Raw genomic sequence first — 25,354 nt, 5'->3', positions numbered from 1 at the left:
CCCGCCTCCCGGCTTTGTTCGTGTCTGCCGAAGTTAAGAATATTGGCACTATTCTTGCAACATATAAAAGTACATTCAAGAGGAGGTGTACTGAATGGAAGGAATAACACTACTCACATGGCTGCTAATATTAATACCTATGCCGCTTACTGTAGTTTTAGCAGCAATCAGTTATGTTAAATCAAAAAAGGAGACCACCTAAATGGATATTTCCGTACCTACAATTGTGACATTTATCGTTTACCTTGCTGTAATGCTTGGTATTGGTTTTTTATTCTACAAGCTGACCAATAACCTTTCGGATTACGTTTTAGGCGGACGTAAATTAAACGGCCCTGTGGCTGCACTCAGTGCCGGAGCGTCCGATATGAGCAGCTGGCTTCTGCTCGGCCTGCCCGGTGCCATGTATCTGGGCGGGATGAGTGAAATATGGCTGCCTATCGGCCTTACCATTGGCGCTTATTTAAACTGGCAGTTTCAGGCGAGACGACTGCGCAGATACACAATCATCGCCAATGATTCGATTACGATACCCGATTTTCTAGAAAACCGGTTCCATGATAAAACCAAAGCACTGCGTATCGTTTCGGCATTATTTATACTTATTTTCTTTACCGTTTATACTTCCTCCGGCCTGGTCGGCGGCGCCACTCTGTTCGTCAGCTCTTTCGGTCTTTCCTACCAGGCAGCTCTTTGGATCGGCGGCGCTGTTATTATTACCTATACATTCCTTGGCGGCTTTATGGCCGTCAGCTGGACGGACTTTCTTCAGGGGACTCTTATGTTTTTGGCTCTCGTCGCTGTTCCGATCGCCGCCGTCATTGAAATTGGCGGCTGGGAGAATTCTGTTCAGACTGCAGCCTCCATTAATCCGGAGGCGTTAAGTGCGTTTACGAATGTGAGCGTTATTTCAGTCGTTTCCCTGCTCGCCTGGGGGCTTGGCTATTTTGGGCAGCCGCATATTATTACGAGGTTTATGGCGATCCGTTCCGAAAAAGAAATTCCAATGGCCCGGCTGGTAGGTATGAGCTGGATGGTTATTTCTCTTCTCGGTGCTATTTTCACAGGGTTTATCGGCATTGCTTACTTTTCAGGGGACGCCCAGCTCGGGGAAGGCAACCAGGAGACAGTGTTTATACTGTTTACCCAGGTACTGTTTAACCCATGGGTTTCCGGGGTACTGCTCGCTGCGATACTTGCTGCTATTATGAGCACGGTGGACTCCCAGCTGCTCGTATCTTCAAGTGCCCTCGCGGAGGACTTTTATAAAGGCCTGCTCCGGCCGCATGCCTCTGACCGGGAGCTTGTCTGGGTGGGAAGATTCGGCGTTATTGCCATCGCTCTCGTTGCTCTGCTGCTTGCCTCCACTCCCGGCAGCACGGTGCTTGAACTCGTGAGTTATGCCTGGGCCGGATTTGGTGCTGTGTTCGGGCCTGCGATGCTTTTCTCCCTTTTCTGGCGCCGTACGAGCAAGTGGGGAATTCTTGCCGGCATGATTGCCGGCGGGGCAACTGTGATCATCTGGGTCCAGCTTACCGGCGGCCTGTTTGATCTATACGAGATCGTACCGGGCTTTTTGATCAATGTTCTAATCATCATTGCAGTCAGCCTGCTCGGACCGAAGCCTTCAGACAAAATTAAAACTGAATTTGATTCTGTCAGCACGTATAAGGAAAAAAGCTGAAAAACTAAAAAATACCCGCTTCCTGAATAAAACAGGAGCGGGTATTTTTGCAGTTATTGTTGTTTTTCAGTGAACGCCTGTTCCTGAAGCGCTGCTGCTTTATCCGTGCGTTCCCACGGAAGGTCAACATCATGGCGTCCAAAGTGACCGTAAGCAGCTGTCTGCCTGTAAATCGGCCGGCGGAGATTGAGCATTTTGATAATGCCGGCCGGGCGCAGATCAAAATGCTCATTAGCGAGCTTTACGAGCACCTCTTCTGAGACTTTCCCTGTACCGAATGTGGCAATCGAAATGGAAACCGGCTGCGCCACGCCGATTGCATACGCAAGCTGAACCTCACATTTATCTGCAAGTCCTGCTGCAATAATGTTTTTTGCTACATAGCGCGCGGCATATGAAGCGGACCGGTCGACCTTTGTCGGGTCTTTGCCGGAAAACGCCCCGCCGCCGTGACGGGCATAGCCGCCATACGTATCAACGATAATTTTCCGTCCGGTAAGTCCGGCGTCCCCCTGCGGTCCGCCAATGACAAAACGGCCGGTTGGATTGATGAAATAATTGGTTTCAGCATCCAAAAGCTCTGCCGGCACGACCGGCTCGATAACGTATTTATGCATATCCTCTTCAATCTGGGCTAGCGTTACCTCATCGGAATGCTGGGTGGAAATAACGATCGTTTCCACCCGAAGCGGTTTCCCGTCGTCTCCATATTCCACCGTTACTTGCGTCTTTCCGTCGGGACGCAGATACGAAAGATTACCATCTTTGCGAACTTTCGTTAACTGGCGTGCCAGCTTATGCGCAAGAGAAATCGGCAGGGGCATAAGCTCATCGGTTTCATTATCTGCATACCCAAACATCAAACCCTGGTCCCCCGCTCCGATTGATTCCAATTCGTCCTCGGTCATCGAGCCTTCACGAGTTTCAAGCGCTTCATCAACGCCCTGGGCAATGTCGGCTGACTGTTCATCTATTGACGTCAAAACTGAGCATGTTTCGTAATCAAAGCCGTATTTCGCCCGGGTATAGCCAATATCTTTCAAAGTTTCCCGGGCAATTTTGGGAATATCCACGTATGTAGATGTCGATATTTCACCTGCTACTAACACGAGCCCCGTGTTCACTACTGTTTCCGCTGCCACACGGGCATTCGGATCATCCTTTAAAATTGCATCTAAAATCGCATCGGAAATCTGGTCACATACTTTGTCCGGGTGTCCTTCTGTAACAGATTCCGACGTAAATAAACGTCGTCCAATTGTAGACACGCTGCTGCCTCCTTTTTAACTGCCTGCTACGGGTGTACTCTCCTATTCTCGGGGTAGACGAAAAGAAAACGGCAGTAGGCCGTTGTGTACAAGAAAAGCCCCTTGTCCCAAAAAAATTGAGGGAAAAGGAGCTGTCAGTTCAGCTTTTTCGCCTCTTATCTTTCAAGGCGCCTATCCGCCTCTCCAGGTTAGCACCTTTCCGTTCCCGGATGGTTGCTGGGCTTCTCAGGGACTGTCCCTCCACCTGCTCAGGATAAGAGTATCCGTTCGTACAAAATCGTAACGCAAACCCTATTTGATGTCAAACTTAGTGCCCTTCCCGCTGGCAGGTGCTGCTATCACAAAGGAAATGAAACCACTGGTACCGGTTTGTTGATACCGTGTGGTACAGCTTCCGGCCAAGCGCCTCTACTCCCGGCAGCAGAAACACTGCCTTTAACGGCTTTAATGCTGGAATAGTATAGCACAATTTTTTCACAGTAAAATATCCGGCATACACATACGTGCCATCTTCTACACTATGCATCTGCTCTTCAAGCGGCTCTCCTTTGAGCATCGGGTATTTTTCGAATAAATCCTCATCATATATAGATTTCCAATCTACTGTATCCGTTTTATCTATAGCTGAAAGATAAGTATGGAACCTGGTGCATAACGGACAGTCGCTATCGTAAAACACAATAAATTCCGATTGTTGTTCCATAATTTTCCCCTTTCCTTGCTTTCTTACGTCTTTTCCCTCTAAACACTGAAAATATTCATGAACTTTTTGCACAATAAGTATGTACTATTTAATTAATTGTGTTACACTATTTTATATTATATCCATCATTAATGATGAATAAATCCAACTTCCCCCCTCATTAAAGGAGTGATTGTTTATGAAGCCACCGTTCGCTTCCAAACCTGAAACGAATCTATTGAATGAAGCGCACGTCCAATGGAACCTCTCTGTCCCTGCGCTTGTGAAGCGCTCGCTGGCACTGCAGGAGGGGTCACTCACAGCTGAAGGCGCTCTTGCTGTGAAAACAGGCAAATATACCGGCCGCTCGCCAAAAGATAAGTATATTGTCGACGAGCCCGGCAGTTCTCCTTCTATTGACTGGGGAAATGTAAACAGGCCAATGTCCGAAGAAGTATTTAAACAACTTTACAACAAAGTGATGGCTCATTTAAACAATCAGAATGAAGTCTTCGCAAGTGATGCCCTTGCAGGTGCTGATCCAGACTATCAGCTTCCCGTCCAGGTCATTACCTCCTATGCCTGGCACCAATTGTTCGCACGGCAGCTGTTCATTCGCCCTGATGGAAGGGAAACCCCTTCCACTCCACCCTTCACGCTTATAGCTGCACCAGAATGCAAAGCAGATCCGGAGGTTGACGGCACCTTATCGGAAACATTTATCGTCATCAGCTTTGCAAGACGCATAATTTTGATTGGTGGAACAGAATACGCCGGTGAAATGAAAAAATCAATCTTTTCTGTCATGAACTACCTGCTCCCTGAACAGGGCGTGCTTCCAATGCACTGCTCGGCAAATATAGGGAGCGACGGAAAAAGTGCACTGTTTTTCGGGCTTTCCGGCACCGGGAAAACGACGCTTTCTGCTGATTCTTCCCGGCTCCTGGTTGGCGACGATGAACACGGCTGGTCCGAAAACGGTATTTTTAATATTGAAGGCGGATGCTATGCAAAATGTTCGAACCTGTCCAGACAAAAAGAACCTCAGATCTGGAACGCTATCCGTTTTGGGGCCGTACTTGAAAACGTCGGCCTGGACGATGCCAGTGGGAAAGTCGACTACACTGACACGCATATTACCGAAAACACCCGGGCGGCTTATCCCATTGAACACGTCGAGGGAATTGTACCTTCTGGCACAGCCGGACATCCGTCAGCAATTATTTTTTTAACTGCAGATGCCTTCGGCGTTCTTCCGCCGATCAGCCGGCTGACGAAGGAACAGGCCATGTATCATTTTCTCAGCGGCTACACAAGCAAACTAGCCGGAACGGAAAGAGGCATCACTTCTCCAGAAGCTACATTTTCCACCTGCTTCGGAGCACCGTTTCTACCACGCCAGGCTTCTGTATATGCAGAGATGCTCGGGGAAAAAATTGATGCACACAATGTGCCTGTTTTTCTGGTGAATACCGGTTGGAGCGGCGGCGGCTACGGTGTCGGCAGCCGTATGGATCTTTCGTACACCCGTGCTATGGTGCAGGCAGCTCTAAGCGGCGAACTCACCAACGCAGCCACTGTGGAGGATCCTATATTTGGGCTCCATATTCCGGAATCCTGCCCTGGCGTTCCAGAAGATATGCTCCAGCCGAAGAAAATGTGGGCAGAAGCCGGAGAGTACGAGGTCCAGGCCCGTATGCTCGCCCGCAAGTTTGCAGAAAATTTTAAGCGGTTTTACGATGTGCCCGGCGAGATCTCAAAAGCCGGACCGACGCAGCTGTAGACGGAATTCTCCGCATAGCCATAAGCCGCATCCACTATGATAAAAAGGAACCGGTATCTGTATAGTCACAGACGCCGGTTCCTTTCATTTTAAGGTAATATATCCTGCCTCCTCGGCATATTTAACCGAACGGGGAAGTACTTCGTCTTTCATAATAAAGCTGTAGCCGGGATGTTCACGGATATTGCTTGGAAGTGTTTCTATCAGCACCGGACCATCCGTTTCCATATAATCCTCGTGAGAAACCAGCGAATCTACAACCGCGATGTATATATTTTTTATTACATCTTCACTCCGGCCCACTACCTTATACTGGCCAAGAGAGCGTATGACTTCAATGCGGCCGCCGGTTTCCTCATCAACTTCCCGTACAGCTGCTTCTTCAGGTGTTTCTCCCTCTTCGATTTTCCCGCCCGGAAACTCCAGCCCCCGTTGGGAGTGACGGGTCAGGAGCCACCTGCCGGCATACAGGCATATCACCCATACATGTCCCGGCTTGTCTGAAAACGGGAAGCCATTTAACGACAATTCTACTTCGTTATTGTAGTAGTCCCGGAATTTGTAGCAGGTTGTCATATGCCCTGATCCTCACACATACGTATCACTCCACTTCTCTCATCTCTCCGGGGAATTATTTTTCCTGGCGGCTGTATAACCGTGCGGCCATCGCCTTGGACCAGGAGCGCTGATCGTTCTTCCGCTCGTGAAACTCCTCCAAAAGCTGATCGCCTTCATATCCTTCGGTAATCAGCTCCTGTAATATCAATTCGGTGATATTTTCATCTTTTCCAGCCATGTACGCCTGGATTAACACACCAAGAGAGTGTTCCAGGCGCGTGGTTTTTTTCACAACTCCTCTCAGAAGAGCTGGAGCATTATCAGGATGGGTGATCACTGCTTCCATCAGCATTTCTTCTTCATGCTTTTCCCACTCATGAATAATACCTTCATATTCTGTAGGTATGACCGCATCGAGCAGCCAGGACTTATCAGGTTCTTCCCGATTGATGATGAGGCCTTCCTTCATTTTTATCTCATGCATTTCAATCACGTCCCCGTCTTTTTCAAACAGGCTGAGGCGCATAAGGCGGAACGTCTTCATGATTTACGGCCGGCAAGTTGAATGGTGCGTTCATACGCTTCTTTTAGACGGCGCACGCCCTCATCGATATGCGAGCGGGGGCAGGCGACGTTAATGCGGACAAATCCAGCGCCTTCCTCCCCAAAGATATGCCCGTCGCTCAATGCTACGCCTGCTTCTTTACGCAGCCATTCTTCCAATTCTTTTTTATCCATGCCAAGCTCCCTAAGATCAATCCATACAAGATACGTTCCTTCCGGCTTAATAACATGTGCTTCCGGAACAGCCGATTCCAGTTGTTCCTTTAAGTAATCGACGTTTTCCCGCAGGTGCACGAGCAGTTCTTCCAGCCATTCGGAGCCATGACGGTAGGCAGCTTCTGCAGCAACTGTGGCAAAAGGGTTGTCAATTCCAACAAAATTGCGCTGCAGATGGGCTTCATATGCTTTCTGCGAAGCTTTTTTCTCAAAAACTACGTAAGACAATTGCAAAGCTGCAAGATTGAATGTTTTGCTCGGCGCCATGCAGGTAATGGTTTCAACATCATAGCCATCCGCCGCTTTCGAAAATGGCACGTGTTCACCGGACAAGATAAGGTCAGCGTGAATTTCATCGGAGACTACCAGAACGTTGTATTTTTCTGCAAGAGCGGCAATCTGCTGCAGTTCTTCTTCAGTCCACACCCGGCCGATAGGGTTATGGGGACTGCATAAAAGAAGCATTTTCGCTCCGGCCTTCATCTGTTCTTCAAGGTTTTTTGCATCGATAGTAAACCCTTCGTCTGTTTCTTTCAGCGGATTCTTGTACAGCTTGCGTTCATTATTATTCACAAGCGCATAGAATGGATAGTAAACCGGCGTCTGCAGAATGACTCCATCGCCTTTTTCAGTAAATGTTTGAATCAGGTGACTGATCGCCGGCACAACGCCTGGGGTAAAGACAAGCTGCTCATTGCCCACATCCCATCCATGGCGCGTGCGGATCCATTCAGTAGTGGCATCTTTCAATGATTCCGGACGACGGTGATAACCGAAAATTCCGTGATCCAGCACCTCCTGCATTGCATCAAGGACAGGCTGCGGAGCCTGAAAGTCCATATCCGCCACCCACATTGGCCAAAGCTCCGAGGAACCGTAGCGCTCAGCGGCGAAATCCCATTTCATTGAATTTGTATTTTTCCGGTTTAATACTTTGTTAAAATCCATGCTAAAAAAGCCTCCTCGTTTCATCTTCCCATGTCTATTCCGTTCTTTATTTTATCACTTTCCTTTTAGTAAGACGAATCCAAACGGCTTTTAACCGATAAATCGTTTTGTATTAACCACTGATTCCCTCCAGTAATCCGAAAAATCAGTATAACCTACACCATCAGATTCTGTGGCGTGAAACAGTGTGTCATTAGAAATATACATGCTTACATGGTTGATACTGCCGTCTCCAGTCGTGTCGAAGAAAATGAGGTCTCCCCGTTTCCAGTTTTCTTCAGCAACATTTCGGCCTTCCTGCGCCTGATCCTCCGACACCCTCGGAAGATCAATATTTTCTTCAGCATATATCCGCTGGGTAAAGGATGAGCAGTCGAAATACTCGGTCGTGCTTTCGGAGGCTCCCCATTTGTATGGTGTTCCTGTATACTCTTCTCCTTTTTCAATTACCCTGGCGATTCTTTCCTGTGCCGGGCTCCACAACTGGGCTGTATAGCGGCTTCCGGTGTCTTCCTCTTCGAACGAGAGTTCTTTAGCAGCTTCCTTTACCGGAATATAAGCCTCACCATTCCAGTCAAACCAGGCCGGGCTCTGCTCAAGCTCCCCTTCCCACGAAGCGTCATTTACCGATAAACGGACAGAAGAGCCTTTTTGTTGCAGCTGCGCTCCGTATAAAGCAGCCGCCGTTTCCGGACGAAGGTACAATTCTTCTTCCGATTTTCCTCCTTCGATGTACCAGCTTTTGTCATTGCCATCAACGTTCATTATTAAAACGTGCCTGTCAGCCCAGTAACCAGCACCCCCAGCCATAACAGCCGCGACAGCAATACTTCCCCACTTCCATGATTTTTTCATACTTTGCCTCCTTTCTATGCAATTGTTCCGATTATTCTTTCTTTTCATGCTAAAATGAACATATCAACGGAGGGAGGGGCATAATGAAGCCGGTAATCCTGTTTATAGCTGCAAGTCTTGACGGTTATATCGCTGATGAGAAAGGAAATATCGACTGGCTGACCAAGGCTGAAGGCAAAGGCGATAATGGCTACGATGAAATGTACCGCCGGGTGGATACCGTGATTATGGGAAGAAAAACCTATGAGCATGTGCTTCTTTTAATGGAATTCTTCCCTTACAGCGGCAAGGAATGCTACGTTTTTTCCACCAGCCGCACGGGAAGCGACAGGCATGTCTCCTTTGTTCAGGGCGACGTGGCAGAATGGATTCAGAACAAACAGCAGGAGTCTGGTAGTGGTATATGGATAGTCGGAGGCACTGACATTATCGCTCCTCTTCTTGAAGCAGAAATGATCGATGAATACATTATTACCTTCACCCCTGACCTTTTAGGGCATGGAATCCCTTTGTTTAAACCAAGGGCCGGGCAGCCAAAGCGGCTGTATCTTCACGAAGTGAAAGCCCTGGGGGAACTGGCCCAGCTCCATTACAAACGATCCGACGGCCTGGAAAGACACTAGTTTAGGCCTAAGTGCTTCTGTAGGTAAAAGCACTATTTTTTCTGAAAAGTGTGTACTTTTTTTACTCTTTAGGCAATAATAATCATATAGAGTAGCATTCGTCCAATTTGTTGCTCTTATCCCATATTTCATTTTGCTCCTGCTGATGGCAGGAGTCTTTTTTTATTTCACTGCACTCGTCCGGCCTCTTTAATGTATCGCTGCACTCCTGCTGCTTCCTGTTCATTCAGCGTAAACCCGCATTGGCCCGCCACAGAAGCAGATTCCCGTGCAAACATTGCCATCGCTGCCTGTAACGAAGCCCAGATGCTTTCGTAAGAACCAGCGGCATAAGTAGCTGCTAGTTCTCTGATGTTCTTCTCTTCGAGGTATATTTCCAGGTGTTTTGCCTCCTGCCCGAAGTTTACCGGGATCTTTTTTTCGAGTACGACCTTCCACTGCAGCATCTGTATCAGCATAAGGCGAACGATATGCAGATGAGCCTGGGCGTAGAGCATCTCTTTTCTCTGCCAGCCTTTGACTACATATACCGCCACCCACCAGAACTCATTACAGCACTGATGAAAGAAATTCTCTTCCGGCATACTTGTTTTGTAGCCCACGTCTGTGGGAGAAGGGAAATCAGAGGCAGGGTTATCTTTATCCAGCAGGCAGCGGGTCAAGCCATCCTGCTTCCAGTGCAAATACCTGCTGTCCGCAGGCTTTAAGGTTAGATCAATACGATTGCCGTCCCGAAAAAGCATTAAAAAAGCAAACGACTCTTCTCCCGACGGTTCTCCGTATAAATTCATTTCATCCGGCGTCTGTACAATCAACGGCTCACCAAATACCTTCAGCCAGGCCCGGTTCTGAATCATTTGGTCTATATTATCCACAAAATAAATAATATCAAAATCACTGATAAGATCTGGACTGCTGGTGCCGGCAGCCGCCCGGGAGCCACTTAGGGCCACAGCCCGCACCCGTTCATCAGCCTCGGCAGTCTCCATTATTAATGCCATAACAGCTTCAGCTGTCCGCACTGGCAACTCCTCCTTTTATTCCAGTGTCGTCGAAGCAGGCTCAGAAGACAGCATCTGTTGAATACAGTTTTGCCTGTCATGCACAGCAACCGCCGGTGTGAATTCCTGGGCCATTTCATTTTCCACCGAAGCGTACGCAATAATTATTACTACATCACCCGGCTGAGCCCTCCTTGCCGCTGCACCGGTTAAACAAATCACTCCGCTTCCGCCTGCAATCGCATACGTTTCCAAAACTGCCCCGTTCGTATTATTGAATACCTGCACTTTCTCGTTCTCCCCTAGCTCCACTGCCTCCATCAGATTCTCGTCAAGTCTGCTTTTTTCACAAGTATACAAGTCTCGCTCTTCTCTATTTTGAATACGCCGCTATGTATTTACACATGTTTATTATCTGACGACATAGAGATTTATTCAACCACAGTGACTCCATTTCCATTAAAACTTTCCTAAACAACATAAAAAATGCCCTTTTAACAGGGCATTAATAGATATTGCTTAGGTCTAGGGCATCTCCAAATGTCTGAATTAGATATCTCCGGATCAAATCGCGGCTGAAGGGGGTTTCGTCTGCCTCGCTCCGGGCTTCATCGTTTTTGGCAATAATATGGTCAATATGAGCTTTACTGCCATTCACTTTTTGAATAATAGTAATACGGTGAGAAGGGATATGCTTCAGTTCAAAAGTAAGCTTTCGTTTATTAATTTTAATATAGTTTTCATGAAAACCCGCTTCGATATGAAATTTACGATCATTTATATTTTTAAATTCCTCTTCAAGGTCCATAAAGTAATACATGATCTCCCTGGCCGTAGATTCAATCAACTGCTGCTCGGGCTGGGCGTCAATATTTAAATATTTACGGGTTTTGGTGGCAAATGTATTTTCAAAACTCATCGATTTCTCCCCTTTCCGTCACGTGCTGATATACGATGATTTCGCTCACATTCCAGGCCTGAAGACCTTTATTTTTGTCTGGACTCTTCCATTAACCGCTTCCGGAAACGCCTCGGATGCCCTCCGGATAAACCATCCAGCTGATTCCCGGACTTGATCTGGAGTAATTGCTTTTTTATCGAGTTTTTCGTCCAGCTTTTTTCGAAATTCGATTACTCCCTCTTTGTCTTCCCCAAAATACGCATGATTGACCTCCGGCACCCGGCGGTCGAACGTGTGGGGGTCGAACTGGCGGTCTCCTTCGTCTGTGCCAACATGGCAGAACGCTACCTGGGGATTTCCGCTTTCGTCAAACTGCATAATAGCAGCCGTCATATTTAAGCCCAGTTCTTTCTTTCTGTCCAAGCTTTCGTTAAATAGCAGCTGCATCTTTTCATTAATTGGCAGTTTTTTATGCGAGGCCAGAATATCTACGAGCCGGGAGCGGTGGTCGTCTGTTGCCACCCCGCTTACAGCAAGCAGCGCATTTCCAGCATTAAAAACCTTTTGTGCCTTTTCGTCTGCAGGCCCGCCCTCAAGGCTTGCCCCCTTCGAATCCGTGGCGATCATTACAAACGGGGCCCCTTTAGGGGGAACCGCGCTTAACAACAGTCCGGCGGTCATACTTTCACCTCTTCTATCAATCCTTTTACCTATTGGTAATTACCCTCTGAGCACACCCGCAAACGTCTCGACGGTGCTTTGTCAGTTTGTTCGCATTTCACAAGCCATTATCTGTGTTTTTGTTTTCTGAAAAATCGGCTTTAAATTTTTCATAGCAGAGCCTCCAAAATTCCTCCACACTCAGCATATCAGCGTTAAAATGAATATTCCTTTTTCCGGCCGAGGGAAATATCGATACGGCCACTAGTTTTGGTTCACACTGGTACAAATACGAAACCCGGCTCCAGCAGTTAAATGTTTGGCTGAAAACCAGGTCGCTGGCATTGTAGTCCATAAAAAAAACTCCTTCCCGCCTCTTCTGCCTCTGCTTTCGTTTATTGAATACACCTTACCTTACCCAATAATCAACGGCGGCGATCTGCTTTCTCGTTTTCTTCCCAAAACAGTACTTTTTGCACACATCCTTCGGCCGCAAAATCCCAGGAATTTCTCTGAATCTGGACCTACATATTCCCAAAATTCTATCCAGAGCCCACGGCTGTTACTTTGTTTTTCATTTCCTTATTTATGCAAGAATGCGGACGCCCCCTTTTAATCTACTAATTGCATTTGTAAACAATTTTAGGGGGGGCACATAAAAAAACACGCTGCGACTGCAGCGCGCTATATATTTAGATAAGCTTACGGGAAAGCCCTACTGTGCTTGCTGTATATGTGTCTTTTCAAAATACGCGTTCATGTGCTCATACCAAAGCTGGTATCCCTCGCTGTTTGGATGAATGCCGTCACCAATATACTTTTCCATCTCCCGGCCGTTATCTGCTTTTTCATAAAAAGGCATAGAGGCATTTATAAATAAGATACCTTCTTCACCCTCCAATTCTTCTGCAATTTGGCCCGCGAAATTCTGGTACTCTGTATCCAGCTCCGGCTCTCCATTTTCATAAGCAATCGCCGGGTTGGGATTCATAACTATTACTACGGCGTCCGGAGCCTCTGCCCTTGCCTGTTGAATCAATTGGTGAATGTTGTCAATGCTGCTGTTCGGAGAAATGTTCCGGTAAAAATCATTTAATATTCCCGTCTCAATAATTACAAGGTCCACTTCTTGAGAAAGTTCGGCTTCGACCACTCCCCGCTCCAGCATATCCTCGGAGGAATAACCATCTACTCCATGATTGTTTAACTCTACATGCTGCTGCTCATCAGTAATGTGCTGCAGTCTTTCCTCCAGACGCCCGGCCCAGGATTCGCTGTAGCGATCCGCACCGGTACCGGCAGCTACACTTGATCCAAAAACTGCTACAGTAGACGCATGATATGTATGCAGGCGGTGTTCTAGAAACGAATACACATCCATTTCATCCAGTTCAGAAAGATCCTCATCCGGTGCTTTTGTTTTTTCTGGGGCAGACTCTTCGTTTGAAGAAACAAGCATCCAGACGCCTCCAGCTGCAGCTGCTGCAATCAGCAGTATAAATCTTTTTCTCATCTGTCGCACTCCTTTATGCCAGTTTCGATAAAGAATTGAATACAGCATAATACATCCAGAGCCCTCCTACAAGGTCCAAAGAATCAGTTATTCTCATTTATCACATTTTTCTTATAACAGAAGTTATAACCGCCCGGGCGCCGGGAAAACTATTTAAAAAGCGAGGTGAATAATCAATGTTAATGGTAAAATGCCCCGAATGCGGACATGAAAACACAGCCTCCATTCAAATGCCGCCTGAAACGTTAAGCACTGACTCCAGCGTTCCCGGAAATGAACAGCCATGCGAGAATTGTCATGCGTCGATTCCGCTGTCCAATGAAAACTTATACTATAAATAAGCTGAGTATGCCAGCCTGAGCGCATACTGCTAAAATAAAGAACGACGCCGGGCCGAGGATTATCCCTCAAACCGGCGTCGTTGGCGTGTTATGTATCTTGGAATGAATATATAATACCTTACCCGGTTTCAAACAGCAAGTTTTGTAACTAAAAAAAGTAATTAAATAATAATTAGCGGTTACATTGTAATAATTTTTTCCTTTTCTTCCCCTTTTTTTAAAATGGTCCCAACCTATAAGAATACGTGTATCTTTCCGTTTTATCTAATAACAAAAAGCGACGCCTGGCATGAGAATAAAACCTCAAATCGGGCGCCGCTGATGTAGTATGTATGGTGGAGCCTAGCGGGATCGAACCGCTGACCTCTTGGCTGCCAGCCAATAAAAGCCTGTTTTATCAACTTTCATGGCGTATTTGATTGAATTGCAAACGTGCTAGCAGCTGAGGTGTTCAGGCATTTTTCCCGATAGCGTATTTTTCTATTTTATCGTTAAGTTTGCAATTATGTTTGCAACTTGTATTTTAATCAAAACAAAAAGCAGCCCTCCACGAGAGCTGCTTAAGGTAATTATTGAAGTAATTGAAGTACTGATTGTGGCTGTTGATTCGCTTGCGCGAGCATTGACTGCGAAGCCTGGGAAAGAATGTTGTTTTTGGTCATGTTCATCATTTCTTTTGCCATGTCTACGTCACGGATTCGGGACTCAGCAGATTGTAAGTTTTCAGCAGATGTTCCCAAGTTGTTAATAGTGTGCTCTAAGCGGTTTTGATTTGCACCAAGTTGTGAACGTTCAGCGGATACTTGCTGAATGGCTTTATCCAAACTAGCAATAGCATCGTTAGCTCCTTGTTGCGTAGTTAGTGCTCCATTAACTGTGCCTTGGTCAGAAACCAGAGTACTAATTTCTTCTGAAGCGCTCCCCAACGTGCTAGTATCCATTTTTTTGATTGTGAGATCCATATTTTGGTTCGTATTAGCACCAATTTGGAAACTAAAAGAAGCTTCATTAGAACCACCGGCGCTTGCAGTATTTGTATACTCATCTACACCGATTTCAACTGCGGTATCAGTGGCATCTTTAGTGGCATCAGCATCAACATTAGCGCCAGATGCGTCCAGAGTATAATCTACTCCATTTACAGTTAATGTCTCGCTGGTTGAAGTACTAAGGTCGCCAACATTAATTGTAATATTATCAGTATTACCATCCCCATCCTCTGCTGTGAATGTAACACTCGTTACGCTACCATCAGCAGCATAGGCGTTTTCTTGTTTCAAAGATATACTATCAGCAGCTTCTCCAGTAGTTTGAGTAAGAGCCGCTCCTAAATTTGTGTCAGTAGTTCCAAACGAACTGCCTCCTGCACCTTCTCCACCAGCTAGCAATTTCTTCGTGTTAAACTCTGTTTGTCCGGAAATACGATCGATCTCTTCAGCAAGCTGATCAAATTCTTTTTGGATTTCTTCCCGGTCGGTCTGAGTGTTGGTATCGTTGGAAGCTTGAACTGCTAATTCTCTTTGGCGTTGGAGGATACTATGGGTTTCATTCAAAGCTCCTTCTGCTGTTTGAATCATAGATACACCATCTTGAGCGTTACGGTTTGCTTGTTCCAAACCACGGATTTGTCCCCGCATTTTTTCGCTGATTGCAAGACCAGCTGCATCGTCACCCGCACGGTTAATACGAAGACCGGAAGACAATTTCTCCATTGAGTTGCTCATGTTGTTCTGGTTGGCGCTCATTTGACGCTGAGCGTTCATGGCACCTAAGTTGTGGTTGATAATCATTCTTTACACGCTCCTTATGTGTTTTTGGGGTCACGTCCTTATGGCCCCTTATATATACAAATCCCTATGGGATAAGTATCGATGTTAGTCCTGCTGATGATTCAGCAGCTTCTCTCGCAAATCTCCTTCTGCGAGCTTCTCGCGAACAATTTTCTTCTCCTTGGGAGCATCGATTACGACACGTGTATAGCCGCCTTCTTGTTTTACTACCGCGATGGCGATATCGTCTCCGATAAAGATACGCTCGTTTTCTCTGACTCCTAATGCTAATGGCATTTCCATTCCTCCTTGAATGTTTGTTCTACTCCTTTTATCGGAGGCGTATTTATTATGTTTAGCTTTTTTTATAAAAGTTGGAAATTTATTTTTAGGTGGGTTAACAGGAAGGGATATGAGGGTTAATAAACCAAAAAACAGCCCTCAAGGGCAGGGCTGTTTCTGGAGACAAGTAGAACAGTGTGGGAGATGCTACCTTGTCTTAGATGGAGAAATAGAATACTAGACGAATACGAAGTGTTCTTTAGGGAAAGAACTACTTTAGTATATCCAGAAGTTTAAAGATTGGAAAACGTCGTATTTGCTCACTAAGAGTGAAATACAAGGTTCCTGATGGTTTAGCTTAAGCTGTTGACGTTTCTTAGTGATCGATATAACTTTAGGCATATGTAAGCTACAAAAAAAGAGACCCAATAAAGGTCTCGAAATCAATTTTCAATCAAACTACTGATACAAATTCTATTGCTTCTATTTTGGTTAAAATTAACCCTTTCAGCCTCTTCCTTGCTATACCCATTATATCTACTGGGTATAACTAAATGAAACAAATCGATTACGACAATCTTTATAGAAAGTTTCGCTTTATCCTCAGTCTCCCTTAGGCTAGCAATGCCAAAAACACGAACTCCTGATTCGTTATCTGAAGATAAGGTTAAATGTGCTTTAAAAACATTGTCTTTATCTTCGTCATCCATTTGATAATATAAGCCAATGCATTTTTCTATTTTAGGATCAGTTAATTGCACTTCAGTACCATCAGTATCAATTGCATTGGCATCTAAAAAAAGCTTTTTCACACTATCAATTTTAGCTCTGTCAGTTGATCTGCTAATGTGGTTAGTGAATTTAATATCTTCATCAAATTCTGACCGCTTTACATATTCATTAGCAAAATGAATATCTAGTTGGTTATCAAAAAATCTTTCTGCAAAACCGTGTTTTCTGTGAAATCTTTTTTTTATCTTATCACTTATCGTGTCTTTAGAAGCGGTTAAATCTTGGCCTAGCCTTTTACCCATTAACTTACCAGGATCTCTTCGCCTATTACTCATCCTCTTTTACCTTTACAACGTATTCGCGGATAAGATAATCATTATCAATAACATCTTGATTATTTTTAAAGGCTTTGTACCACGCTTGATCTTCATGGCTTTTATCTACTAACGTGAAATCGCTAACGGAATTAATTTCTTCAAACATTTCGTCAATAAAAGCTTTAGCTTCAGGATTTTGTCTTATTGTTTCTACTGAAGCTCGTATAGAAAGTTCATCATAAGAGTTATCTTTATTTCTAAAATAAACATCTCTTATAACCGGTCCATATTGCCAAGCTTCAAATTCAGCATCAAATAAAGTCGAAAGGTTGTTCGAACCTTCTGATTCCATTTCTTTTGCATCTACATCATAGATAGCACCATAAAAAGCATAAAGGAAGTAAAGACCCTTTTGAAGTTTAATTGGTGATAATTCCTCGCCCTTGTTGCGTTTTAGCCAATGCAAATACCTGGCAACATCATGAACATTATAAATGGCTTGGCCAGTAAATGGTGTTTGCATATCCATCCCCTCCGTTACTACTTAACTATACCCTAAAAAGACCTCGTTTAAAAACAAAGTAAACCATACTTTTATGTAGTAATATAATCATAATAATTTTATCATCTCTTTTAAATAGGTATATATAATTAGGCGATTATTATGTACCCACCCGGATGTTTGCCGGCACCCGGGCTTCGATAAGAAAGTGTACGACGTTCGTGCGCCAGCCTAGCCGACGGCTTTCGTTTCCTTCGTCTTGCCCTGCTTGTCCTGACGGATCGCTTCAAATATGCCTGTACCACCTAAGCCGGATAGAGCGCCGGCCCATATCCGCTCCGCGAGTGCTACATCTACAAACGGGAATGGGATGAGCGCCAGCAACACCCCGAGACCAAGCGTTAGTAATGGCACATACTTCTTCGGCAGCGTCAGCGCGTTTTTGAGCAGCTGCATGAGCGCCGTGCTCACGCCACCGATGAACGACATATATAGAAGAAACTCGGTACTGATCTCCATGCTCTCACCTCCTTTAGCGTACTTTGACGTATTCTTCGTGCGCTGTGATGAATAGCCCGGACTTGAGTTCGAACATTGGCGTGCCGTCCACCTCGTGCGTATCGGCAATGGTGAACGCTTCGCCTTTTTGGACTTGCCCGACGACAGCGTCATCGTCAAAGGAAAGTCGATCACGCACGTTCAGTCCGCCTTCGTGGGTGATGATGACGAGCTCGTCTCTCGGCTCCGGCTCCGGTACGTCTTTCAATTCCGTATAGTCCTCATGGGCACTAATATAGAGGTTGGATTTGAGTTTGTAGAGCTCTGTGGAACCGTTAGAGGCGACCACCTTATCAATGATCGTGAACGCTTCGTCTTTCTTCACGCGTCCCGCAATGGCGTCGTCGGCCATATCCGGGGAGTGACGCACGTTCATCACATCCGCAACAACGACGGCGAGCTTGTTCTTCCAGTCCTTGTCCTTGCTGATCGCTTTGTTCAGGTGCTCCCACGTTTCTGGTCCGACTACGCCGTCCACCGTGATGTTCTGTGCTCTCTGGAAGGACTTGACTGCCTGCTCCGTTTCGGTGCCAAAGTCACCGTCTGCGCCATACTTCGGCAGCTTTTCTCCGGTGGCTAACAGCATTTGCTGGAGTTTCTTGACCGCATTGAACGTATCGCCTGCTTGGAGCAGCGGTTCGTTGTTCGTGCCGCTCGGCTTGCTGACTTTGGCTTTCAGTGCTGCTTTGTAATCGAACTCAGGGCAGGCTTTCCACGCATAGCCCGGATACTCGTTGTGCCCTTTGGTGACTTTGTAGCTCGGCAGGTCTTTTTTGAGCTCCGTCACGAGTTTCTTCAGCGAACGGAGCTGGGCTTTCGTCGGGTGCTGCGTGCGGAAGTCTCCCACGAGGCAGATCCCAACGGCTTCTTCGTTGCTGTTGCCCACGTGGTAGGATTTAATATCGAGGCTGTGGTTCCACTCGATCGTACCGTCCTTGCGAATGACAAAGTGGTACGCCACGCGCGGCCAGCCCAGTGTTTTCACGTGGTAATTGGCAAAGGCGGCGCTCGATCCGCTTGTCGTGAGGGAGTGGTGAATCGCAATGCTCCGCTTTTTACCCAAGGGCGGTCGGCTGTAATAGCCTTTCTTGGCTGTTTTGCCTCGGATGTCCTTAATCTCTGCCAGTGATTCAAAATGCGCCATATTAATGTTCCTCCTTCATAATATCGTCCGTGCTGGACTGCACCGTGTCGGTGTTTCGAACAAATGACCAGGACACAAAGCAGAAGACGGCAAGCGCCGCTGAAATGCCGGTCATTAGGTTCGGAAACTCAAACGTGTTGATGACAAACAGGCACACAAAAAAGGTTCCGCTGATGCCGAGTCCGATGTAGCGAAAGATGCGAATGTTCAACAGCAGGCCGATGCTCTGGCAGAAGACCGCCAGAAAGCACATCAGCCCCCATGCGCCCTGTGGCATGATGCCGGCCATGAGTTGATAAAACTCCGAGCGTGGCGTGAAAACATCGAATGACACGAGCGTCACCGCTTCCAGTCCCATGAGCACCAGAATGAACGTTTCAAAAATGGGTACGTTTCTCACATGCCTCTTCCTCCCTCCATTAAAAAAGCGTCCAGAGGTAAGTTCCCAGACGCCCTAGTACCGCCATGACCGTGGTGACAAGCACCGTGCCGATGACTTTGTTCAGTATACCCTTCCACCAGTTCTCGCGATCCATCCAGCGCTTGATTTCCCGCTCCGCGCGTTTCAGCCGGACGAGGATGCCCGTGTCCGCGTCGTTGATCTGCTGCTCCATGTCGTCGATTCGCTTGCCGTGCTTGCGGACTTGCTCCTCCGTGCGCCATTGGCGAAACTCCGGCGGCCAGTTGCTTTTGTCGTTATCCATCGCCCCCACCCCCTAGTCGTTGCACATCGATGTGCTCGCCTCCTTTCGGGCATTAAAAAAGACGCCTCCGCAGAGACGCCTTCTCGTTATACAAATTTTTCGTTAGTTTTTAATCTCTCATAATGCTCTACATTCCTGTATTTAAAAACCTTCGCCGGGTTCCCTCCGGCGATAGCAAACTTCGGAATATCCGAAACGACCACAGCTCCCGCTTGGATAATCGCTCCTTCTCCAATGGTTACTCCCCCTAATATCAACACTTTATTTCCCAGCCAAACATTATCTTCAATATTGATATTTTTGGTGATATAGGTGTTGTCATACGGAAGAGCCGCACCTTCATAGTTATGGATTTCGGTGATCATCATGCACTCTTTGCCAGAATGGAAATTGTCGCCAATGTTGACGTTACCTTTCCCCTGAATCGACATCCCGTTGTAATGCGTGTTCTTCCCCATTGATGTGTGAGAGGTAAAGGACGAGTCAAAATTCACATGTAAAGGTTCTTTAAACGATTTTACTGTTTTTTTGGCTTTGTTGGTGTGATAGTCCCGTCTTTTTTGCTTGAATAGCTTTACTATTGTTCGTTTCATATCGCTCCCCCTCTTATGCGTTAATTCTAACGTACATGAAAAAGGGAGGGTTCGCTACTTTTCGCTTAAAGATTATAATTTTGTCCTACAGAGGGGGGTAGTTCTAAAGTTGTTGACTAACCCTTTGCATTACACGTTTCACTTTCCTTACCCTGTTTTAACCACGGTAAGATAATTGTATCGGTCACTGCCTCGAAGCGTCCCAGCTTCGTTGGTGTTTAATCTGATTTCCACATCCGTTCCGGCGGAAAAATACCCCACAAAGTTGATAGGGGTATGGCCGCTATCTGATGCAAATTCATTTAAGTTCAACCGCCGGGAGGCGCTCCCATTCGTAAATAATTCTAATTGATTTACAAAAGGCGTGTTTTGCACATCTCGGAAGGTAACAAGACCATTAAACATGTATACCCCTGCCTTTTCGATAGTGAGCGACCCGTCTGCATTTAACGTGAAGCTGTCGCCACTTGAATCATTTGTTACTGTATCATACGCCAACACATGATAGCCTTCTGTGCCGACAGAAGTTTCATTACTATACCCCATATGGAGGAACGGGATGGTGGTTTTTGTTTCATTTTCTTGCACGGTAGCCCGCACTACAGCTTTGATGGTAGCCAGCATATAACTAATGTTTTTCACAATAATGTCGCCGTCTTTCTCATACACGATATACAGTTCATTTGGAAAATGGGAGTTATGAACTAAGAAGGAGTATCCCCGGTATTCTTCCTTCTCGACCACCTCCACCTTCGACCACCGTGTTTCGCTGTGACTTAATACACTGATCCCTAGTTCTTTACGGGAGGTATCGGCGCTTTGCATATGAGAAAACAAGACGTAATGTTCGCCCTCAATATCAATTGACAGCGTGTGTCCCATCGTTGCCCGGTTTTCCGGGATCGTTTGGTGCGTAACATGCTCTTTCCATGTCTCCCCTATGTCATCAGTATAAAAAATCTTTCTCATTTTCGGGGAGCGTGTCCCATAGTTTCTGGCGTTCAGGAGTATTCTATTTGAATCTAATAAAACGACATTTGCTTCATCTCCTAATTCAGGAGTAGGGTTGCTTAAAGACCATGACGTTACATTCGCGGAATACATCAGAGTGTTGAGTATCTTGTCCTCTGTCCCGTCATCGTACCCGATCTCCATAGCGAACGCATACGTGCCATCGTCCATTTTGATGCCCGACCCTAACCCCGGCATACACACCGTCCAATGTTCTTGCCTGCTGGCAATTAAGGTATCTTTGATACTCCGCTTTGACCAGTTATTGCCGTTGTCATATGATTCGCATAAATACGTATCCCACATATCGTCTGTGTTTTTCCACCATACCACGCTATGATCCGTGTTAAAAATTTCCGTGGCAATCAAGAGGATTTTGTTTTCGTCTTCATCATAAAAAACCGTTGGATTGAGCAAGCGAGAATCCGTATTCGTAGATTGAATAACTATTTTTTTATCTTCCCATGTCTTTCCGTTATCCATGCTTTTAGAAAAAGCTACGTCTTGATGGGTATAATCACTCGAACCACTGTATTGAGCTTGTACAAAATTAATCATAGTGCCATCGTTGGTTCTTACAGCCGCTGGAATTCTGAAATAATCCGACTCTAAATCATTCACTTCAAAGGAAAAGGATTCATAATGCCCCATGTGCCTTTGGGTATGATCGGTTTTAGAGTTAAGATAATAGTAGTCGTCATCCAAACGCACTTTCAAGTCTTCTTTATCTTCCCCGGAAGCATTGACAGCTGCTTGCCGGCTCATGGCGTCAGAGTCCGTTTCCCGTTTTACAATTCCGTTCATTTCCGTCCGCAAATTATCTGCTTTTTGTTTGGCTTCCTCAGCCGTCGATGCCGCCAGATCACTTTGCTTTTTGGATGTTTCCGTGAGTAACTCCACTTCCTGCAATCCGCCCTGCCACGCATTGATTTGCTTAAAGTTTTCATTATCAATAATGCGCGCTTCTCGAATCATAATCTTAGGCTCTTTTAAACGTAATAATGGAAACCTCGTCATCTATTCCGCCTCCTTTGGTTCGCCTTCGACCAGCATTGGCGTATCGTTCGTTTCTTCTGTTGAACCCGTTTCTTCCTCTGCCGACGGTTCTTTTGGCACCAGCTGGACCGTGCCATTGCCGTCTGTCGCTACGCGGTATTGGCTCACGTCTGCAATATCCTCCTGCATGTAAAAAAAGTGGTCGTACTGCCGGTCGGGCACCACGAATTCGCCTTTGAGCGACCCTTGGATGTTGCCTTCTTTATCCGTATTGCAAAATAATAGCATCGTCACGCCTCCTTCTTATCCATTGCCCCATGCCCCGATGCACGCACATTTCACAAAGTTTCCGCTCGAACTGCGGAATCGCAGCCATAAGCTCCGGCGTGATCCATCCGGTACGCCTAAATCCACGACAATGACACTCTCGGCGTTGGCATAGTCCGTCTGATCGACATTGTTGGTGCGTAATTCCGCCAACGGCTCGCCAAAACCCAGCGGTTCGATCGTCATGATGCACTCCGTCTGCGAATACTCCGAGCTGTGTGATACGTACACGTGCAGGTAGCGGAAGTCATGCTTAAAATGCAGCCGTGCCACGTCTTTAATGACTTGTTGCGTGGACACGTTGCGGTATCCGTCAAACTCCGTGCCATTCGGATACACGCGCTGGATGTCCACCAGCATGTTCTGTCGCGCGATGCCGTCTACGAGGAACGCATAGCCGTCGGGGCGGAGGAACGTGGCACCGCCACCTCTGACGAGGATGTTGCCGGGAGTGATACGAACAAATTTATCTGGGTTGTCTGGATCCACTGAGAATAATTCATCGCCATCGATAATAAAGATACCGTCGGTGCCCATGATGCGAGCCAGGTGAGTGTTCAATGTGCCGGACGTGACCACATCGGCTACAAGCCCTGCGCCGGTTAAAGCGTCTCGAAAGGTCTGCCCGCCATCTTCGCTGATACCAATGCCCGCCGAATTAACGAGTGTTACTAGATTCGGATTGCTTTTATCCGTAAGCACAAGTCCCTGCGTGGTAAAATCCACTTCCGTGCGCGCGGCTAACAGCAAATTCGTCGCCAGCTTTGACGCCCCGTCCTGAAAGTTAAACGGGATTGTTTTGCGCCCTTTCTGCAGGTCGCTGATGAACTTACCGGCGGCGTTTAGCTGTGCTTTTTGGCGTTCGCTGATGTTTTGCCCGCCGTTGGTGACTTTTTGGCTGAGGATCTTGCCTACCGCGTCCCGCACCGTTTCAATTTTGGTCACGCGCGTCTGCGCTTCGTACTGCAGCACGTCATCAATGACGGTAATCACGTCGCCGTTTTCCGGCTTGGCGTACGGATAGCCTTTCAGCACATGAAATTCATTGGTGATCGCTACTTTGACGCTCTGCTCCACCACATTTTTTAACGCTTCGTCCATCGTTGCCACTTGCGTGATGTTTCCGTTTTTCACCGGGGGTGCATGCCGGCGCCCAACTACTTTGGCCAGCGGCGATTCGTATTCTCGAACGAGGTTTGCTCGTTCGGTTACGCCGCCATTTTCGCCGGAGTCGGCTTCGCCTTCGTAATCGCCAAAGCCTCGCGCATATGTCCAAAACTCGGACGCATCTTCTTCTTTTTCGATGTCCGAGGCATTTAGGCGCCGGTGCATGATATACGGCTGTTCTCGCTCAATACGCGGGTGCAAATACACCTGATTGCCCAAAAGCTCGTATTCCATCTCGTAGCGCTCCAGGCCGCGCTGAAAGCTCTCTAAGCGGCTTTCCCCGTCGAACAACCCTTCCCATGATTGAGAAGCGAACGAGCCCTGGAATTGGAATGTGTACGGCGTCCCGTCAAACAAGAGCGTAAAAAAACGAGCCGCTGTCATCGACTCGTCGTAGCGTTCATATATGCGGTCATTATCCATGTCGTCAATGAATTTGAGCCGTGCTTGGACGCTGACCACCCGGCGCTCGCCGGAGCTTCGCAAGCGGGGAATGGTGACCTTCCAGAGCTTGTCATCCGCTGGCCCTTCCACGCCGCCCACGTACCAGGTCTTGTCCAAGTCGCCAATAAAAGCCTCGTTGACCTCATTTTCTACAAAGAGTGTGGATAACGTTTTGTCTTCATTCAATCCATCAGTCACGGTGGTTTCAGCCATCGCAGGGAATTGCTCGCCCGCGGCGTTCATGACGTATAATGTGGGACTGTCCACGGCGATCCCTCCCTACTGATAATAAAAACGGAAGTCGTAGAGCACTTCTACGCTTCCGCCTAAAATTTGAAAGGTGTTCCACCCGGGTCGCATGGCCGGGTAGTCTTTGCGCACCACATCGCTGGTGATGTTCACGCTGTCGTTCATGCGCACCATGCCACGCGAAATGCTGATGACATCGCCGCTCTGGATGCTTCGCTCAATGATCATTTCATGCCCGTAATCATCGATGAAGGTGAGCTGGCTGATGCTTTCCTTTGCCGTGATGCGCGTTTCCCAGTCATAGGTGAAGCTGTCAATGGGAACGTCACACGGGCTCCACACGCGGTGTGTGCTTGCGGTATGCTTGTACCGATCCGCACCTTTCTCCGTATTCAGGTTCATGCCAATCGCCCACAATTCGCTATCCATGAGCACGCCGTTGTCGTCGATGATGTCGCCGGTGGTGCCGATGGACTCCGCAAACGGCTTTTCGACGGTTTCGAATTCGAGTTGTGCTTCGACATAGCGACTTTCATCTTTTTCCGTCTGTTCAAACTCAATGACATTGGCGATTCGCACCCAGTACCTGGTGCCGCTCACATATACGTCCTCCGTTTGGGGTTTTTGGCTCGGAGGTTCGTTGATTCGAGCGAACTCATACTGCCATTTGTTTGGGCGACGGAGTTCGCGTATATAAAAAGGTTCATTGCTGTTCAATATAGCGAACAAGGCATTGCGCTGCAGGGGCACATCCAACAAGTCATAAGCCACAAAGTGAATGGGCACTTGAATGGTTCGTGCTCGGTACATCGCTCCGCCATCCAACCGGCCATGCACGCCGGGGATCGTTTCGTACGTAGCGTCCAGTTCAATCGAAAGCGGCTTGAAGTCATCTACCTGGACCCCTGCTGCTGACAATAAAAGCGACTCCCCATTTTTGCGTATGATTTCCATATCCATCG

General features: G+C 47.0%; 28 protein-coding genes and 1 riboswitch. Of the genes, 3 read left to right on the top strand and 25 right to left on the bottom strand.

The window, feature by feature from the left end; genetic code table 11:
• Positions 1 to 202 precede the first annotated feature (202 nt).
• Entirely contained in the window at positions 203 to 1,684 is a 1,482-nt protein-coding gene (gene putP / locus B5066_RS09245) for a sodium/proline symporter PutP (RefSeq protein ID WP_079475646.1), read from the top strand.
• 53 nt (positions 1,685 to 1,737) lie between these two features.
• Here the strand turns inward: putP and metK are convergent, their stop codons facing one another.
• Both metK and B5066_RS09235 read right to left on the bottom strand, forming a co-directional pair.
• Positions 1,738 to 2,952 carry a methionine adenosyltransferase gene (metK, locus tag B5066_RS09240; protein ID WP_079475645.1) on the bottom strand — a complete coding sequence of 405 codons (1,215 nt, stop codon included), beginning with the start codon at positions 2,950 to 2,952 and terminating at the stop codon, positions 1,738 to 1,740.
• Between the two features lie 152 nt (positions 2,953 to 3,104).
• Positions 3,105 to 3,212, bottom strand: a riboswitch (SAM riboswitch).
• 47 nt (positions 3,213 to 3,259) lie between these two features.
• A complete protein-coding gene (locus tag B5066_RS09235) occupies positions 3,260 to 3,655 on the bottom strand; it encodes a thiol-disulfide oxidoreductase DCC family protein (RefSeq protein ID WP_079475644.1) in 396 nt (131 codons plus the stop codon).
• Positions 3,656 to 3,833: 178 nt separating this feature from the next.
• Between B5066_RS09235 and pckA the strand changes: the two genes are divergently transcribed.
• Positions 3,834 to 5,417 (top strand): phosphoenolpyruvate carboxykinase (ATP), encoded by a 1,584-nt coding sequence (pckA, locus tag B5066_RS09230; RefSeq protein WP_079475643.1) that lies wholly within the window; start codon positions 3,834 to 3,836, stop codon positions 5,415 to 5,417.
• A gap of 84 nt (positions 5,418 to 5,501) precedes the next feature.
• Here the strand turns inward: pckA and ytkD are convergent, their stop codons facing one another.
• The 4 genes from ytkD to B5066_RS09210 all read right to left on the bottom strand — a co-directional run bounded on the left by ytkD (position 5,502) and on the right by B5066_RS09210 (position 8,558).
• The gene (ytkD, locus tag B5066_RS09225) at positions 5,502 to 5,993 is read right to left on the bottom strand and encodes an RNA deprotection pyrophosphohydrolase (RefSeq protein WP_079475642.1); all 492 of its coding nucleotides are present in this window, start codon (positions 5,991 to 5,993) and stop codon (positions 5,502 to 5,504) included.
• 55 nt (positions 5,994 to 6,048) lie between these two features.
• Positions 6,049 to 6,519, bottom strand: a complete 471-nt coding sequence (locus tag B5066_RS09220) for a YwpF family protein (RefSeq protein ID WP_079475641.1) — start codon at positions 6,517 to 6,519, stop codon at positions 6,049 to 6,051.
• Positions 6,516 to 7,703 (bottom strand): MalY/PatB family protein, encoded by a 1,188-nt coding sequence (locus tag B5066_RS09215; RefSeq protein ID WP_233133424.1) that lies wholly within the window; start codon positions 7,701 to 7,703, stop codon positions 6,516 to 6,518. The genes B5066_RS09220 and B5066_RS09215 overlap by 4 nt, the downstream gene beginning before the upstream one ends.
• A 90-nt stretch (positions 7,704 to 7,793) precedes the next feature.
• On the bottom strand, positions 7,794 to 8,558 hold the full coding sequence (locus B5066_RS09210; RefSeq protein ID WP_179124079.1) for a C40 family peptidase: 765 nt from the start codon (positions 8,556 to 8,558) through the stop codon (positions 7,794 to 7,796).
• Positions 8,559 to 8,641: 83 nt separating this feature from the next.
• On the opposite strand from B5066_RS09210, the gene B5066_RS09205 reads away from it, so the two are divergent.
• Positions 8,642 to 9,181 carry a dihydrofolate reductase family protein gene (locus B5066_RS09205; RefSeq protein ID WP_244897361.1) on the top strand — a complete coding sequence of 180 codons (540 nt, stop codon included), beginning with the start codon at positions 8,642 to 8,644 and terminating at the stop codon, positions 9,179 to 9,181.
• A 167-nt stretch (positions 9,182 to 9,348) separates the two neighbouring features.
• Here B5066_RS09205 and B5066_RS09200 read toward each other — a convergent pair whose 3' ends face one another.
• The 19 genes from B5066_RS09200 to B5066_RS09110 form a co-directional block, all read right to left on the bottom strand.
• Positions 9,349 to 10,203: an aminoglycoside 6-adenylyltransferase gene (locus tag B5066_RS09200; RefSeq protein WP_079475637.1), complete on the bottom strand. Its 855-nt coding sequence runs from the start codon at positions 10,201 to 10,203 to the stop codon at positions 9,349 to 9,351.
• A 15-nt stretch (positions 10,204 to 10,218) separates the two neighbouring features.
• Positions 10,219 to 10,566 (bottom strand): aspartate 1-decarboxylase, encoded by a 348-nt coding sequence (locus B5066_RS09195; protein ID WP_425320085.1) that lies wholly within the window; start codon positions 10,564 to 10,566, stop codon positions 10,219 to 10,221.
• Between the two features lie 121 nt (positions 10,567 to 10,687).
• The gene (locus B5066_RS09190; RefSeq protein WP_079475636.1) at positions 10,688 to 11,101 is read right to left on the bottom strand and encodes a DUF3942 family protein; all 414 of its coding nucleotides are present in this window, start codon (positions 11,099 to 11,101) and stop codon (positions 10,688 to 10,690) included.
• A 45-nt stretch (positions 11,102 to 11,146) separates the two neighbouring features.
• Positions 11,147 to 11,764: a hypothetical protein gene (locus tag B5066_RS09185; protein WP_079475635.1), complete on the bottom strand. Its 618-nt coding sequence runs from the start codon at positions 11,762 to 11,764 to the stop codon at positions 11,147 to 11,149.
• Between the two features lie 97 nt (positions 11,765 to 11,861).
• Complete coding sequence (locus B5066_RS09180) at positions 11,862 to 12,098, bottom strand: hypothetical protein (protein ID WP_079475634.1); 237 nt, start codon at positions 12,096 to 12,098, stop codon at positions 11,862 to 11,864.
• Between the two features lie 360 nt (positions 12,099 to 12,458).
• On the bottom strand, positions 12,459 to 13,256 hold the full coding sequence (locus tag B5066_RS09175; RefSeq protein ID WP_179124078.1) for an SGNH/GDSL hydrolase family protein: 798 nt from the start codon (positions 13,254 to 13,256) through the stop codon (positions 12,459 to 12,461).
• Positions 13,257 to 14,166: 910 nt separating this feature from the next.
• Positions 14,167 to 15,387, bottom strand: coding sequence for a flagellin N-terminal helical domain-containing protein (locus B5066_RS09170; RefSeq protein WP_079475632.1), 1,221 nt, complete (start codon positions 15,385 to 15,387; stop codon positions 14,167 to 14,169).
• Between the two features lie 84 nt (positions 15,388 to 15,471).
• The gene (locus B5066_RS09165) at positions 15,472 to 15,663 is read right to left on the bottom strand and encodes a carbon storage regulator (protein ID WP_179124077.1); all 192 of its coding nucleotides are present in this window, start codon (positions 15,661 to 15,663) and stop codon (positions 15,472 to 15,474) included.
• A gap of 428 nt (positions 15,664 to 16,091) precedes the next feature.
• Complete coding sequence (locus tag B5066_RS09160; protein ID WP_079475630.1) at positions 16,092 to 16,715, bottom strand: hypothetical protein; 624 nt, start codon at positions 16,713 to 16,715, stop codon at positions 16,092 to 16,094.
• On the bottom strand, positions 16,708 to 17,220 hold the full coding sequence (locus B5066_RS09155) for a Panacea domain-containing protein (RefSeq protein WP_179124076.1): 513 nt from the start codon (positions 17,218 to 17,220) through the stop codon (positions 16,708 to 16,710). Before B5066_RS09155 ends, B5066_RS09160 begins: the two co-directional genes overlap by 8 nt.
• A gap of 210 nt (positions 17,221 to 17,430) precedes the next feature.
• Entirely contained in the window at positions 17,431 to 17,718 is a 288-nt protein-coding gene (locus tag B5066_RS16715) for a holin (protein WP_179124075.1), read from the bottom strand.
• A gap of 13 nt (positions 17,719 to 17,731) precedes the next feature.
• Entirely contained in the window at positions 17,732 to 18,901 is a 1,170-nt protein-coding gene (locus B5066_RS09145; RefSeq protein ID WP_079475627.1) for a peptidoglycan recognition protein family protein, read from the bottom strand.
• Between the two features lies 1 nt (position 18,902).
• On the bottom strand, positions 18,903 to 19,301 hold the full coding sequence (locus B5066_RS09140) for a hypothetical protein (RefSeq protein WP_079475626.1): 399 nt from the start codon (positions 19,299 to 19,301) through the stop codon (positions 18,903 to 18,905).
• Between the two features lie 19 nt (positions 19,302 to 19,320).
• Positions 19,321 to 19,605: a hypothetical protein gene (locus B5066_RS09135; RefSeq protein ID WP_079475625.1), complete on the bottom strand. Its 285-nt coding sequence runs from the start codon at positions 19,603 to 19,605 to the stop codon at positions 19,321 to 19,323.
• Between the two features lie 86 nt (positions 19,606 to 19,691).
• On the bottom strand, positions 19,692 to 20,198 hold the full coding sequence (locus tag B5066_RS09130) for an acyltransferase (protein WP_079475624.1): 507 nt from the start codon (positions 20,196 to 20,198) through the stop codon (positions 19,692 to 19,694).
• A 147-nt stretch (positions 20,199 to 20,345) separates the two neighbouring features.
• On the bottom strand, positions 20,346 to 22,184 hold the full coding sequence (locus B5066_RS09125; protein ID WP_179124074.1) for a sialidase family protein: 1,839 nt from the start codon (positions 22,182 to 22,184) through the stop codon (positions 20,346 to 20,348).
• A gap of 42 nt (positions 22,185 to 22,226) precedes the next feature.
• Positions 22,227 to 22,493: a hypothetical protein gene (locus tag B5066_RS09120; RefSeq protein WP_079475622.1), complete on the bottom strand. Its 267-nt coding sequence runs from the start codon at positions 22,491 to 22,493 to the stop codon at positions 22,227 to 22,229.
• Positions 22,494 to 22,508: 15 nt separating this feature from the next.
• Positions 22,509 to 24,410: a phage tail protein gene (locus tag B5066_RS09115; protein WP_079475621.1), complete on the bottom strand. Its 1,902-nt coding sequence runs from the start codon at positions 24,408 to 24,410 to the stop codon at positions 22,509 to 22,511.
• A gap of 12 nt (positions 24,411 to 24,422) precedes the next feature.
• The gene (locus B5066_RS09110; RefSeq protein WP_079475620.1) at positions 24,423 to 25,352 is read right to left on the bottom strand and encodes a phage tail domain-containing protein; all 930 of its coding nucleotides are present in this window, start codon (positions 25,350 to 25,352) and stop codon (positions 24,423 to 24,425) included.
• Between the last annotated feature and the right edge of the window lie 2 nt (positions 25,353 to 25,354).

The sequence above is a fragment of the Marinococcus halophilus genome (assembly GCF_900166605.1).
GTDB lineage: Bacteria > Bacillota > Bacilli > Bacillales > Marinococcaceae > Marinococcus > Marinococcus halophilus.
This window is presented reverse-complemented; position numbering and strand designations above follow the sequence as displayed.